Here is a 13,213-nt window from a genome sequence, read left to right as displayed (position 1 = left end):
GGGGTGGGAAGGAGGGCAAGGGTGGACGCGATAAAGGCCAACCTATAACGACGGCGCTCTACGGCGCCCCCCTCTGTCCTGCCGGACATCTCCCCCCTCGTGGGGGAGATTGGCGGTCTCGACGCCGGCTCTCCTCCCACAACGTAGGAGATTGGCGAAAGCGGGGATGACAGCATAATCTCCCCTCGCGTAGGGGGGATGTCCGGCGGGACAGAGGGGGGCGCGAAGGAACTCAGCCTATCCAACTTTGCAGTCCCGCATGACGACGTCAGATCGGCGGTGCCCTCTACACCTTCACCAGCTGCTCCACCCGGCCCTTTTCGCCGAAAATCCTCAGATACCGCTTGATCTCCTTTTCGTCCCCCGTCGCCTTGGCGGGATTGTCGGAGAGCTTCACCGCCGGCCGGCCATTGGCCTCGGTGACCTTGCAGACCAGCGAGATGGCGTCGAGGCTGTCGGTCTCCGTCGGGGCGCAGCCTTCGAAATCGTTGGTGAGGTTGGTGCCCCAGCCGAAGGACATGCGCACCTTGCCGCGGAAATGCCTGTAGGTCTCCTCGATGGTCTCGACCTCCAGACCGTCGGAGAAGATGAGCAGCTTCTGCTTGGGGTCCTTGCCCTTCTTGCGCCACCAGTCGATGATTTTTTCGCCGCCCTCGATCGGCGGGGCGCTGTCGGGGCGGAAGCCGGTCCAGTCGGCGACCCAGTCCGGCGCGTCGCGCAGGAAGGAATCCGTGCCGAAGGCGTCGGGCAGCACGATCAGGAGATTGCCGCCATAGTAGCGCTGCCAGTCCTGCAGCACCTTGTAGGGCGCCTCGCGCAACTCCGCCTCGGAATTGGCCAGTGCCGCGAAGACCATCGGCAGCTCATGCGCGTTGGTGCCCAAAGCTTCGAGGTCGTTGTCCATGGCCAAAAGCACGTTGGAAGTGCCGGTGAAGGCATCGCCGATGCCTTCCTTCAGCGACTCGACGCACCAGCGCTGCCACAGGAAGGAGTGGCGGCGTCTTGTGCCGAAGTCGGAAATGCGGATGCCGGGCAGCGCTTTCAGCCGCTCGGTCTTGGTCCACATCTTGGCCTTGGCGCGGGCGTAAAGCACATCGAGCGCGAACGGCCCGTAGGAGCGCATCGCCGCGCGGGAGCGCAGCTCGTTGATGATGGCCAAGGCCGGGATTTCCCAGAGCGTGGTGTACATCCAGGAGCCGGGGAAGGAGAGCTCGTACTGGCCGTCACGCCTGGAAAGCTCGTAGTCGGGCAGGCGGAAATTCTCCAGCCACGCCAGGAATTCCGGTTCGAAGATCTGCTTGCGGCCATAGAAATTGTTGCCGCCCAGCCAGATCATCTCCTTCTTGGAAAAACGCAAGGTGCGGGCATGGTCGAGCTGGTCGCGCAATTCGCCTTCGTCGATCTCGTCGGCCAGGCGCACCGAGGTGGTGCGGTTGATCAGGGAGAAGGTGGCGTCGACCTTGGGATACATGCCCCAGATCATCTGCAGCATCAGGAGCTTGTAGAAGTCGGTGTCCAGCAGGCTGCGGACGATCGGGTCGAGCTTCCAAGTATGGTTGTAGACGCGCCGCGCTATATCGGTTTTTGCCATGCTCGCTCATCCATAAAGTACAACGCGCGGAAACGCGGGCGTCACGCTTCAAATCCTTGTTCGATCAATTCCGGACGGAGGCCCGTTGCACGGAATTGCTTTAGTCAACTGCCTCTTAGCACCGTATTTCCGAACGCGCTTGCTGCTTTGCAAGCTGGCCCGACAAAAAGCAGCTATGCAAGTCCAGCCATCAGGATCCGGCCCTGGCGCCTATCCCCTTGAGCGTGGGCCGCTTTCTGCGGCTCGGCACGCGGCCGGCCACCGGCGCGTCGGCGCGGGCCTCGTCCTGCTCCTTTTCGGCGAACAGCCAGTCGATGAAGAGCTGCACGATCGGCGCCGAGCGCATTTCGTTGCGGCAGACGACATAGAAATCGTCGACCGCCGGCACCGACAAACTGAAAGGCGCGACGAGCATGCCCCTGGCGAGCAAGGCGCGCGCGGTGACGGAATCGCCGAGCGCCACGCCATGGCCGTGCACGGCGGCCTCCGTCGCCATGCGGGCATCGCCCAGACGGTGGCGGCGGCCGCGTTCCAGATCGAGCGCGTCGGCGGCGGCCAGCCAGGTGTGCCATTCGCGGCCGTCGTCGCCATGCAGGAAGACGTGATCGGCAAGGTCGCGGACGCCGCGGATCGGCCGGTTGTTGATCAGCGTCGGGCTGACCACGGGGAAAAGTTCCAGCCCGGACCATTTGCGTATCCAGCAATCGCTCCAGCTGCCGTCGCCATAATGCACGCAGACGTCGATCTGCGGGGCGCGAATATCACGGGCGTCGTTGGATGGAATCAGCGTCAGCTGGATGTCAGGATATTGCGCCGTGAAGGAACCGAGCCGGGGCGTCATCCAGAGCAAGAGCAGCGCCGGCACGCAGGATACCGAGAGCGCGCCGGCGCTTGCCGGCCTGGTCATGCGCTGGGTGGCGGCGGCGATGCCGTCGAAGGCGGACGAGACCGCCGGCAGGAACTCGGCGCCGTGCGGCGTCAGCTTCACGCGCTGACCGGTGCGCTCGAAGAGTTTCACGCCAAGCGATTGCTCGAGCGCCTTGATCTGGTGGCTGACGGCGCCGTGCGTGACATTCAGCTCACCCGCGGCCTTGGTCAGCGAGGCGTGCCGCGCCGCGGCTTCGAAGGCGCGCAGCGGGTTCAGCGGCGGCAGGCGCTTGGCCATGGGTCGGCTCCTACTTTGTGAGATTTTCTCACAGCCAAGACCCTAACAATATCAATTGATTTTTCAAAGCGGCTGCCCGACACTTTTGCCCGGAACAGCTTCAAGAGACGTGAAATCCGCAGCACAGCCGGCGGGCAACGATCCAGCCGGACAACAGGCTGGCTTGGCAAATCGCCCATGCGGGCAGCGCTGCAGGCAGGCAAGGGAGGAGACCGGACATGGGTTACGATCGCGGCAAGCTCGAAGCGTTGCGCCGCAAATATGGCGAGAGCCATGGCGGCGAGATGTTCGACCCGAAATTCCGCAAGGTCGCCGACAAGATCTTCAACAAGTCGGGCACAAGGCTGGCGCCCTATTCCGGCATCCCGACCTTCCTCGCCGCGCCCTACCGCGAAATATCGGCCGACAATCCGGATTTCGGCGACCTGCAGGTGGCGATGATCGGCGTGCCGATGGACCTCGGCGTCACCAACCGTCCCGGCTCGCGCTTCGGGCCGCGCGCGCTGCGCGCCATCGAGCGCATCGGACCCTACAACCATGTGCTGGAATGCGCGCCGACGCATGAGCTTCGCGTCGCCGACATCGGCGACACGCCGTTCCGCAGCCGCTACCGGCTGGAGATCAGCCATGAGGATATCGAACGCCGCACCAATCAGATCGTCGATGCCGGCGTGCTGCCGCTCTCGGTCGGCGGCGACCACTCGATCAGCCATCCGATCCTGAAGGCGGTCGGCAAAAAAGCGCCGGTCGGCATGATCCATATCGATGCTCACTGCGACACCAGCGGGCTGTTCGACATGACCAAGTTCCACCATGGCGGGCCGTTCCGCAACGCAGTGCTGGACGGCGTGCTCGATCCTTCGCGCACGATCCAGATCGGCATTCGCGGCTCGGCCGAGTATCTGTGGGAGTTCACCTACGAGTCCGGCATGACCGTCGTCCATGCCGAGGAGGTGACCGGGCTAGGCATCCCGGCAATCATCGAGAAGGCGCGCAAGATCGTCGGCGATGGCCCGACCTACATCTCCTTCGACGTCGACAGCATCGATCCGGCCTTCGCGCCGGGTACCGGCACGCCGGAAGTCGGCGGGCTGACGACCCGCGAGGTGCTCGAGCTGCTGCGCGGCCTGAAGGGCCTCAACATCGTCGGCGGCGACGTCGTCGAGGTGGCGCCGCAATATGACGCGACCACCAACACCGCCCATGTCGGCGCCCAGGTCCTGTTCGAGATTCTCAGCCTGATGGTGTTCAGCCCGGCCATCAAGAAGGGCTGATGCCATACCAACACGGCCGCCGCGCTGGAGCCGGCGGCCGGATGCAACAAACAAGCTTCCAGCAGGGGAACAACAATGACTCTTCGCAACGCACTGAAATCCGTCATCACCGCGGCCGTCATCGTCGGCGCCGGCCTCGCCACTCAGGCGAAAGCCGATGCCGTCGACGACATCACCAAGACCGGCGCCATCAATGTCGGCATCTTCTCCGACTTCCCGCCCTTCTCGTCGGCCAGCGCCGACATGAGCATCAAGGGCTATGACGTCGACGTCGCGCAGGCGATCGCCGATGCCTTGAAGGTGAAGCTCAACCTGGTCAGCGTCACCGGCCAGAATCGCATCCCGTATCTCACCGACAAGCGCGTCGATATCCTGATGAGCGTCGGCTACTCCAAGGAACGCGAGCAGGTCATCGACTTCGCCGCCGCCTACGCGCCTTACTACATCGCCGTCATCGGCCCGAAGGCAATGGCGGTCAAAGGCAAGGAAGACCTCGCCGACAAGTCGATCGCCGTCAATCGCGGCACGCTGGAGGACACCTCGCTGACGGAAGCCGCACCGGCTTCCGCCGACATCCGCCGCTTCGACAACTACAATGCGGTCATCCAGGCCTTCATCTCCGGCCAGACCCAGTTGATGGTGGTCGGCAACGATGTCGGCGCCCAGGTGCTGGCCAAGCAGGACGCGCTGCAGCCGGAGCAGAAATTCCAGCTGCTCACTTCGCCTTCGCATATAGGCCTCAACAAGAACGAGGACCGGCTGACGAAGGCGGTCAACGACGCGGTCGCCAAGTTGCTGACCGACGGCAAGCTCGACGAGAGTTCGAAGGCCTGGCTGAAGACGCCGCTCAATCCCGACAACCTTAAGGATTGAGTTCCCGTGGCCTTCGGCTGGCTTCCAGGCGCTGTGGGCGACATCGCTCACGGCGCGGCCACGACGATCCTGTTGATCGTCGTGACCACGGTGGCGGGAACGCTGCTCAGCATTCTCGGCGCTGCCGGCCGGCGAAACGGGCCCGTGCTGCTGCGTCGGGCCATAGGCTGGTATGTCGAGGTGATGCGCAACACGCCATTCCTGGTGCAGCTGTTCTTCATCTTCTTCGGCCTGCCCAGCCTCGGCATCAGGCTCGAGCCGATCCTGGCCGCCATGCTGGCGATGACGCTCAACATGGCGGCCTATACGATCGAGATCGTCGGCGCCGGGCTCGACGCCGTGCCGCGCGGCCAGACTGAAGCCGCACTGGCGCTCGGCCTCAGGCCTCGCCAGGTGTTCATCAAAATCGTGCTGCCACAGGCGCTGAAGGTGATCTACCCGGCGCTGACCAGCCAGATCGTTATCATGATGCTGGAATCGGCCGTGGTGTCGCAGATCGCGGTGCGCGAGCTGACCTATGAGGCCGACATGCTGCAGGCGCGTACTTTCCGCGCCTTCGAGACCTATTTCGTGGTGACGATGGTTTATCTCGGCCTGTCGATTGGGCTGCGCCAGCTGCTCGTCGGCGGCGGGCGCCGAGTTCTTGGAGCCGGCGTGTCATGATCGAGTTCACCTTCTGGGACATCCTGCGCAACCTGCTCCTCGCCGCGCGCTGGACGGTGCTGTTGTCGCTTGCCGCCTTTGTCGGCGGCGCGCTGGTCGGGCTGATCGTGCTGTTTTTCCGCATCGCCAAGACCAAATGGAGCCGGCGCATCGCTTCGGGCTATATTGCGCTGTTCCAGGGCACCCCGCTTTTGATGCAGCTCTTCCTGATGTTCTTCGGCCTGCCGATGCTGGGCTTGCGCATCGAGCCGTGGACGGCGGCGATGCTCGGGCTCACCTTCTTCGCCAGCGCCTACCTGGCCGAGATCTGGCGCGGCGGCGTCGATGCGCTGCCGCGCGGCCAATGGGACGCCGGCGCCAGCCTCGGCTTGCATTATCTGCAGGAATTGCGGCTGATCATCCTGCCGCAGGCCTTCGCGATCACCCGCGCGCCGACCGTCGGCTTCCTGGTGCAGCTGATCAAATCGACGGCGCTGACCTCGATCATCGGCTTCGAGGAACTTGTCAGGACATCCAATGCCATCAACAACGCTACTTTCGAGCCGTTCAAGGTCTACGGCCTGGTGGCGCTGATCTTCTTCGTCATGTGCTTCCCGCTGACGCAATATGCGCGGCGGCTGGAGCAACGCGCCGGAGCGCGCTGAGCCGGCGCAAGGCTGCCGATCGTGCCGGCAGCTTTTCCTGTCAATGCCCGGGGGCCAGCGCTGGCGCGATGCGGTCGCGCCTGAGCCAGCGCGCGAGGAGCAGCGCCGCCACCACGGCCAGTCCGGATGCCAGGCCGATCCAGATGCCGACGCCGTTCAAGCCGAAATGGAAGGCGAGCAGCACGCCGAGCGGCAGGCCGACGCCCCAATAACCGATCGCGGCGTAGATCATCGGCACCTTGGTGTCGTGCAACCCGCGCAGCATGCCGGCCGCGACCGCCTGGGCGCCGTCGAAAATCTGGAACAGCGCGGCGAACATAAGGAACGACACGGCAAGCGTGATCACCCTGGCATTGGCCGGATCGGCGAGATCGATGAAGGCGCTGATCAGCGCATGCGGCCACAGAATCATCACCAGGCCCATCAGCGCCATGAACGAGACGCCTATGACGAAGGCTGTCCAGCCGGCGCGCGAAACGCCTTCCGGGTTGCCGGCGCCATGCGCCAGGCCGACCCGGACCGTGACCGCCTGGTTGAGCCCGAGCGGCACCATGAAGGAGATCGAGGCGATCTGGATGGCGATCGCGTGAGCTGCCAGCGAATCCGCATCGATCAGGCCCATGAGCAAGGCCGCCGCATTGAAGATCGTGACCTCGAAGGCGAGGATGCCGGCGATCGGCATGCCGAGTCTCAGCAGGCTGCGGAAACGCGGCCAGTCGGAGCGCCAGAAGCGGCCGAACAGACGGTAGCGGCGGAACTTCTTCTCCAGCATCACCACCGCCGCCAGGCCGACGAACATCAGCGTGCTGGACAAAGTGGTGGCGAGGCCGGAGCCGGCGATGCCCATCGACTCGACGCCGAGATTGCCGAACATGAACACCCAGTTGAAGAAGGCGTTGCAGGCGACCGCGACGAAAACGATGATCAGCGCCCAGCCCGGCCGCTCCAGCGCCGAGATGAAAGAGCGCAGCACGATATAGCCATAGAAAGGCAGCACCGCCCATTGCAGCCAGTGCAGGTAGATGCCTGCCTGATGCGCGAGCTCCGGCTTCTGGCCCATGGCCAAAAGCACCTCTTCGCCATGCGAGAGAAAAATCCAGATCGGGATCGAGATCAGGATCGCCAGCCACAGGCCCTGGCGCACGGTGCGGCGCAGGTCGCGCACCGAATGGCGGCGGCGGCCGAGCTCGGTCGCCATCATCGGCGAGGTCGCCAGCATCAGGCCGAGGCCGAAGATCAGCGGCATGAAGTAGAGGTTGGCGCCGAGCGCGCCGGCGGCGAGCGTATCGGATCCCAGACGGCCCATCATCATGACGTCGGTCGCGGTCATGGCGGTCTGGCCGAGATTGGTCAGCACCATCGGCCAGGCGAGCGCGATCGTCGCCCTGATTTCCTGACGCCAAAGGTTTTCCGGCGCGCGAGCGCCGGCTTCGATCGCAGACATTGTTCTGCTCTTTCAGAACACGGCGCGTCGGCCAAAGGGCCGGAAGCCGCACAACAACGGCGCGAAATGGCGCCATTTGCGTCGCCTTGTGAACGAAATGCGACATGTTGGCAAGGGAGGAGGCCCGGCCAGCGATTGATCCAGCCAACGCAACGAGCCGCGTCCGTAGCAAATGACACAAGCGCCGGGCAGCGCGATTGCGTCGCCGCCAGATGCGGCGGGGTTCAGGCTTCAGTCCGCCACAGCAGCGGTTTGCGGCCGCCGGGTATGTAGGCGATCGCGTGGTGCTCGGCATCCGGCCTCCGGATCCGAAGACGGCGGAAGCCGGCGCGGGAAACCTGCTGCAGGGCACCGCCGACCGCATCGAGTTCCATGGCAATGACGCGCTGGTGACGTTCGGCTTTGGCGGCAAGGAGATCAGCGCTGGTGCCGGCCCGCGAATGCCCGCGGCAGAGCGCGCCCGTGCGCTACACGTCGACGAGGAAAGCATCCATCTGTTCGGCGCCGAGACAGGCAAGTCGCTGCGCAGGCGGTAGAGCAATTCCAGGAAAACAAGCAGAGAAATGGAAAACTATCCGATCGCGTCGAGCATCTGCCGCTGGCGATGCATTTCGAGGAATATCCGGTAGTCGCGGTCGAAGCGAGCTCCGGCGGCCTTGTTGGGCGCGCGGATCTTGCCGCCCTGTTGCATGGCGACGCAGGCGGCGTTGAGATCGGGATAGATCCCGGCGGCGGTCGCCGCCACCATGCCGGTGCCGAGCAGCACCGCCTCGTCGGCCAGCGGCTCGACAACCGTGCAGCCGGTGGCGTCGGCGTAGAGCTCCATCAAAAGCGGGTTCTTGGTATGGCCGCCGGTGACATGCAGCGTGTCGATCAGATAGCCGTTCTCGTTCAGCGCCTCGAGCACATGGCGCACGCCGAGCGCGATGCCGACGGCGGTGCGCCAGTAGAGCTTGCACAGGCTGTCGAAGGAGGAATCGAGCGTCAGGCCGCTGATGACGCCGACCGCATGCGGGTCGGCGAGCGGCGAGCGGTTGCCGTGAAAATCCGGCAGCACATGCAGCCTTGCAGCCAGCGCATCGCCGTCCTCGGCGCGCAGCTCGGCGACGCGCCCGGCGATCTTCATATGCATGGCCGCGTCCGGCTCGCCGCCGGCGCCATGCCAGCGGATGATGTGGTCGAGCAACGCGCCGGTGGCCGACTGGCCGCCTTCCGACAGCCACAGCGTCGGCAATGCCGCGCCGAAATAAGGGCCCCAGACGCCGGCAAAAGGTTGCGGATCGGGCGACATCGCCATGACGCAGGACGATGTGCCGGCAATCAGCGCCAGATGCCGGCCAATGTCCTTCTCGTCGCCGGCAAAGCCGCCGAGAACGCCGAGCGCGCCCGCATAGGCGTCGATGACGCCGGCGCCGACCCGGCATTTTTCGGTGAGGCCAAGTTCAGCCGCGGCCTCGGCCGTCAGCGGACCGATATCGGCGCCGACGGGGCTGGCCTTTTCCGGCAGGTTGCCGTGCTCGAACAGGTCGTCGAGACCGACAAGTTCGAAGAAGTCGCGCCGCCAGCCTTTTTCCTCATGCGCGAGATAGGTCCACTTCGCCGTCAGCGTGCATTGCGAGCGGGCGAGCGAACCTGATGCCTTCCAGGTCAGGAAATCGGCGAGGTCGAATAGATAGCCGGCTTCATTCCATGTCTTCGGCAGATGGCGCTTCAGCCACATCAGCTTCGGCGTTTCCATCTCCGGCGACATCACGCCGCCGATATAATCGAGCACGGCGTGGCCGCTCATCGTGCATTCGTCGGCCTCGGCGATGGCGCGATGATCGAGCCAGACCATCGTGTCCCAGCGCTTCTCGCCGGTGACCGAGACGCTGATCTGGCTGCCTTGCCTGTCGCGCGCGACCAGCGAGCAGGTGGCGTCGAAAGAGATGCCAGCGACATCGCCGGCGGCGACGCTGGATTTCTGCAGAGCGGATCGCACGGATTTGCACACCGCCGACCAGATATCTTCCGAATCATGCTCGGCGTGATCGGGCTTGGGCTGATGCATGGCGATCGGATGATCGGCGCGGCCGAGCAGGTTGCCGCGCGCGTCGAGAATGCCCGCGCGAGCGCTCCCGGTGCCGACATCGACCGCGCAAACGAAACTCTTCGTCAAGATGCTTTTTCTCTCGCTCCCAGGCCTGCAATCAGATCGGGCAATTGCAGCATGTCAGCGAATATAAAGTCCGGTTCCGTCGACGCAAGCCGCGCCTTGAGGGCGGGATTGGACGCGTGCGAGCCACCGGTGAAGGCAAAAACGCGCATGCCCGCCGCGCGGGCGGCGGCGACGCCGGCCGGGCTGTCCTCGATGACCAGGCACTCGCGCGGATGCGCCCGCATGCTGGCGGCGGCGTGGAGGAAAAGGTCGGGCGCCGGCTTGCCGCGTTCGACCATGGTGGCGCTGAACAGATGCGGCTCCAGCAAGGCAAGCAGGCCGGTGACGTCGAGCGCGTAGCGGATGCGCTCCAGCGTGCCGGACGAGGCGACGCAGAAGGGGCGGCCGAGCTTTGGCAGCAGTTCCTTGACGCCGGGAACCGGCTTCAACTCCTCGCGAAATTTGCGCATGAGGTCGACGCGCATGGCGGTCAGATGCCGGTCGCTGATGTCGAGCCCGAAATCGCGGCCGAGGATCTCGCGCACGCTCTTCATGCTCTTGCCAAGGAAATGCTCGTAGGCGGCGTCCTCGCTCACCGTGCCGCCGGCGAGCTCGATCATGCCAAGCAGCGCCGAGACCGAAAGCGCCTCGCTGTCGACCAGCACGCCGTCACAGTCGAAGATGACCAGTTCCGGCGTCATGGCTGTTGCTTCCAGCTAAGCAATTCCAGGAAAAGTGTGAGCGGTTTTCCGTCCGGAATTGCGTCAAAAGAGACAGAGGCTTTCAGGGCTTGCCGGCGAGATAGCGCGTCAGGGTTTCGCGCGCGCCGTTCGCCCACAGGGCTTTCAAGGCATGGGCGAAGGCGTCGGCGAAGACGGGCGAGCGGCCGACATCGCCATAGATATCCTCCATCGCCAGCCAGGCCTTCGGATCGTCCTTGGCCGCCTTGGCGGTGGCCTGCATGCGGTCCCAGCTCGGGTCGTTCGGCTCGATGACGGCGCCGCTGTCGGTGGTGCCGAAGCAGTAGCGGCACCACAAAGCCGATTCCAGCGCGAGACCGGCGACGCCCTCGCCCGCCTTCAGCCGGTCGGCGATCGTCGGGATGATGAATTTCGGCTGGCGGTTGGAGCCGTCGAGGCAAAGCCGGCGGATGGTGTCGCCGATCTTCGGGTTGGAGAAGCGGCGCTCGATGAGCTGGTAATAGTCCTCCAGATCGGTGTTGGGCACGGGCGGCACGGTCGGGATGATCTCGTCATGCTCGAGCTTCGACAGGAAAGCGCGCACCAGCGGCTCCTGCATGCCTTCATGGACGAAATGGATGTCCATCAGCCCGGCCGGGTAAGCGATCGTGGCGTGGCCGCCATTGAGGATGCGGATCTTCATCAGCTCGTAAGGCGAGACGTCCTTGACGAACTGCACGCCGACCTTTTCCAGCGCCGGGCGGCCGGCGGTGAAACGGTCCTCCAGCACCCATTGCTTGAACGGCTCGCAGAACACCGGCCAATTGTCCTCCAGCCCGAAATCGTCGGCGAGGATCTTGCGCTCTCGGTCGCTGGTGGCCGGGGTGATGCGGTCGACCATGCCGTTCGGGAAAGCGACCTTGTCCTCCACCCATTTCGCCAGATCCTCGTCGATCAGCCTGGCAAGGCCGATCACGCCGTCGGAGGTGACGTGGCCGTTATGGGGGATGTTGTCGCAGGACATTACGGTGAACGGCACGATGCCGTCGGCGCGCCTGCGCAGCAGGCCGGCAAGGATGATGCCGAAGACGGTCTTCGGCGCAGCACCCGGCTGGGCGTCGGCGACGATGTCGGGATGGGCCGGGTTGAACTTGCCGGAGGCCGGGTCGATGAAATAGCCGCCCTCGGTGATGGTCAGCGAGACGATCTTGATCGCCGGATCGGCGAGTTGGTCGATGATCGCGTCCGCATCGCCGGGCGTCAGGAAATCGATCATGGCGCCGGTGACGCGGGCGCTCATATGACCCTGGTCCTGCTCGACGACCGTGGTCAGCCAGTTCTGTTCCTGCAGCTTGGAACGGCCGATCTTCTCGCCCTCGAACACGCCGGCGCCGATCAGCGCCCAGTCATGGCCCTCGCCGGTGCCGAACAGGTCGTCGAGATAGACCGCCTGGTGCGAGCGGTGGAAATTGCCGACGCCAAAATGGACGATGCCCGCCTTCAGGGCGGAGCGGTCGTATTTCGGGCCGGCGACCTTGGCCGGCAGCCTGGCGAGGTTCGAGGAAGAGAGTTTCACGGTCATCTCATTTTACCCTTTGGCCGATCCGCAGCCCGACTGTTTACGCCTCCTTGGGAGAGCGAGGATGAGGGGCAACACCTGGTGTTCCAGCATGCCGCCCCTCACCCGCCCCATGGCGTCTTCTCCGGAGGAAAAAGAGAAGCGCCTTCCCCTCAGCCCATCCCGGTCAACTCATCCACTGGCCGCCATCGACATTGTAGGTCTGGGCGACAATGTATTCGGCCTCGTCACTGGCGAGGAACACCGCCATGCCGGCGAGGTCCTCGGGCTTGCCCATGCGGCCGTAAGGAACGCCTTCGCCGACCAGACGCTTCTTCTCGCCTTTGGGCCGGTTCTCGTATTTGGCGAACAGCGCGTCGACCTGGTCCCACATGTCGCTGTCGACGACGCCCGGCGCGATGCCGTTGACGTTGATGCGATGCTTGATCAGGTCGAGTCCCGCCGACTGGGTAAGCGAAATGACGGCGGCCTTGGTGGCGCAATAGACGGCGACCAACGGCTCGCCGCGACGGCCGGCCTGGCTCGCCATGTTGATGATCTTGCCACCCTTGCCCCGCGCGATCATCGAGCGGGCGGCCGCCTGAAGCATGAACAGCGTGCCGGTGACATTGACGGAGAACAGTTTTTCGTAGCTCGCCCGGGAGATCTCGACGATCGGCGCCAAATCGAACAAGGCGGCGTTGTTGATCAGGATGTCGAGGCCGCCGGCCTTGTCCTCCACCGCCTTCACCGCCGCCTCGATCGAGGACTGATCGGTGACATCGAGCCGGATCGCGTAAGCGGCCGGACCGATCACCTTCGCCGTCGCTTCGGCCGCTTCGAGGTCGATGTCGGCAATCGCCACCGTGGCGCCTTCGCGCGCATAGGCTTCGGCGAAGGCCCTGCCGATGCCGCGCGCCGATCCGGTGATCAGCGCCGATTTGTCTTTCAGCCTCACTGTCCCGTCCTCACTGGGCCAGCGCCTTGCCGTCGGCGCCGAAGCGATGGAGCTTGGCCTTGTCGGGAGTCAGGTAGACGGTATCGCCGTGTTTCACGCCGACCTCGCCGTCGGCGCGGACATTGACGGTGCCGATACCGTCCGCCTGAACGTGCAGGAAAGTGTCGGAGCCAAGATGCTCGGCGACGCCGACCGTCGCCTTCCAGTCGCCCGAGGTGGTCGAGAT

Annotated in this window: 13 protein-coding genes; 5 read left to right on the top strand and 8 right to left on the bottom strand. The window is 64.7% G+C overall.

Annotated features, from left to right (window positions below; genetic code table 11):
• Positions 1 to 286: 286 nt before the first annotated feature.
• Positions 287 to 1,591 (bottom strand): nicotinate phosphoribosyltransferase, encoded by a 1,305-nt coding sequence (gene pncB, locus FJ957_RS31515; protein WP_140837507.1) that lies wholly within the window; start codon positions 1,589 to 1,591, stop codon positions 287 to 289.
• A gap of 190 nt (positions 1,592 to 1,781) precedes the next feature.
• Positions 1,782 to 2,756: a transcriptional regulator GcvA gene (gene gcvA / locus FJ957_RS31510; protein ID WP_140837505.1), complete on the bottom strand. Its 975-nt coding sequence runs from the start codon at positions 2,754 to 2,756 to the stop codon at positions 1,782 to 1,784.
• Between the two features lie 218 nt (positions 2,757 to 2,974).
• Between gcvA and speB the strand changes: the two genes are divergently transcribed.
• The 4 genes from speB (at position 2,975) to FJ957_RS31490 (ending at position 6,210) form a co-directional block, all read left to right on the top strand.
• Positions 2,975 to 4,030, top strand: a complete 1,056-nt coding sequence (gene speB / locus FJ957_RS31505) for an agmatinase (protein WP_140837502.1) — start codon at positions 2,975 to 2,977, stop codon at positions 4,028 to 4,030.
• A 75-nt stretch (positions 4,031 to 4,105) separates the two neighbouring features.
• A complete protein-coding gene (locus FJ957_RS31500; protein WP_140837495.1) occupies positions 4,106 to 4,903 on the top strand; it encodes a transporter substrate-binding domain-containing protein in 798 nt (265 codons plus the stop codon).
• 6 nt (positions 4,904 to 4,909) lie between these two features.
• Positions 4,910 to 5,566, top strand: coding sequence for an amino acid ABC transporter permease (locus FJ957_RS31495; protein WP_140837486.1), 657 nt, complete (start codon positions 4,910 to 4,912; stop codon positions 5,564 to 5,566).
• Positions 5,563 to 6,210 (top strand): amino acid ABC transporter permease, encoded by a 648-nt coding sequence (locus FJ957_RS31490; protein ID WP_140837478.1) that lies wholly within the window; start codon positions 5,563 to 5,565, stop codon positions 6,208 to 6,210. The genes FJ957_RS31495 and FJ957_RS31490 overlap by 4 nt, the downstream gene beginning before the upstream one ends.
• 40 nt (positions 6,211 to 6,250) lie before the next feature.
• On the opposite strand, the gene FJ957_RS31485 is transcribed toward FJ957_RS31490, so the two are convergent.
• Entirely contained in the window at positions 6,251 to 7,654 is a 1,404-nt protein-coding gene (locus FJ957_RS31485; RefSeq protein ID WP_140837476.1) for an MATE family efflux transporter, read from the bottom strand.
• Between the two features lie 281 nt (positions 7,655 to 7,935).
• Here FJ957_RS31485 and FJ957_RS31480 point away from each other — a divergent pair, with 281 nt between their 5' ends.
• Complete coding sequence (locus FJ957_RS31480) at positions 7,936 to 8,190, top strand: hypothetical protein (RefSeq protein ID WP_246686021.1); 255 nt, start codon at positions 7,936 to 7,938, stop codon at positions 8,188 to 8,190.
• A gap of 35 nt (positions 8,191 to 8,225) precedes the next feature.
• Here the strand turns inward: FJ957_RS31480 and FJ957_RS31475 are convergent, their stop codons facing one another.
• The 5 genes from FJ957_RS31475 to FJ957_RS31455 all read right to left on the bottom strand — a co-directional run.
• Complete coding sequence (locus FJ957_RS31475) at positions 8,226 to 9,812, bottom strand: FGGY-family carbohydrate kinase (protein ID WP_140837474.1); 1,587 nt, start codon at positions 9,810 to 9,812, stop codon at positions 8,226 to 8,228.
• On the bottom strand, positions 9,809 to 10,492 hold the full coding sequence (locus FJ957_RS31470) for an HAD family hydrolase (protein WP_140837472.1): 684 nt from the start codon (positions 10,490 to 10,492) through the stop codon (positions 9,809 to 9,811). The genes FJ957_RS31475 and FJ957_RS31470 overlap by 4 nt, the downstream gene beginning before the upstream one ends.
• An 82-nt stretch (positions 10,493 to 10,574) precedes the next feature.
• Positions 10,575 to 12,053, bottom strand: a complete 1,479-nt coding sequence (locus tag FJ957_RS31465; RefSeq protein ID WP_140837469.1) for a mannitol dehydrogenase family protein — start codon at positions 12,051 to 12,053, stop codon at positions 10,575 to 10,577.
• Positions 12,054 to 12,216: 163 nt separating this feature from the next.
• Complete coding sequence (locus FJ957_RS31460; protein ID WP_140837467.1) at positions 12,217 to 12,987, bottom strand: L-iditol 2-dehydrogenase; 771 nt, start codon at positions 12,985 to 12,987, stop codon at positions 12,217 to 12,219.
• 10 nt (positions 12,988 to 12,997) lie between these two features.
• A partial coding sequence (locus FJ957_RS31455; protein ID WP_140837465.1) for a TOBE domain-containing protein occupies positions 12,998 to 13,213 on the bottom strand: 216 nt, incomplete at its 5' end.

Source organism: Mesorhizobium sp. B2-4-6, from assembly GCF_006442775.1.
In the GTDB taxonomy this organism is placed as follows: Bacteria; Pseudomonadota; Alphaproteobacteria; order Rhizobiales; family Rhizobiaceae; genus Mesorhizobium.
This window is presented reverse-complemented; position numbering and strand designations above follow the sequence as displayed.

Bases quoted from the DNA above. Each gene is read 5' to 3' on its own strand.
- pncB (WP_140837507.1), bottom strand. From the start codon at position 1,591: ATGGCAAAAACCGATATAGCGCGGCGCGTCTACAACCATACTTGGAAG.
- gcvA (WP_140837505.1), bottom strand. From the start codon at position 2,756: ATGGCCAAGCGCCTGCCGCCGCTGAACCCGCTGCGCGCCTTCGAAGCC.
- speB (WP_140837502.1), top strand. From the start codon at position 2,975: ATGGGTTACGATCGCGGCAAGCTCGAAGCGTTGCGCCGCAAATATGGC.
- FJ957_RS31500 (WP_140837495.1), top strand. From the start codon at position 4,106: ATGACTCTTCGCAACGCACTGAAATCCGTCATCACCGCGGCCGTCATC.
- FJ957_RS31490 (WP_140837478.1), top strand. From the start codon at position 5,563: ATGATCGAGTTCACCTTCTGGGACATCCTGCGCAACCTGCTCCTCGCC.
- FJ957_RS31485 (WP_140837476.1), bottom strand. From the start codon at position 7,654: ATGTCTGCGATCGAAGCCGGCGCTCGCGCGCCGGAAAACCTTTGGCGT.
- FJ957_RS31470 (WP_140837472.1), bottom strand. From the start codon at position 10,492: ATGACGCCGGAACTGGTCATCTTCGACTGTGACGGCGTGCTGGTCGAC.
- FJ957_RS31465 (WP_140837469.1), bottom strand. From the start codon at position 12,053: ATGACCGTGAAACTCTCTTCCTCGAACCTCGCCAGGCTGCCGGCCAAG.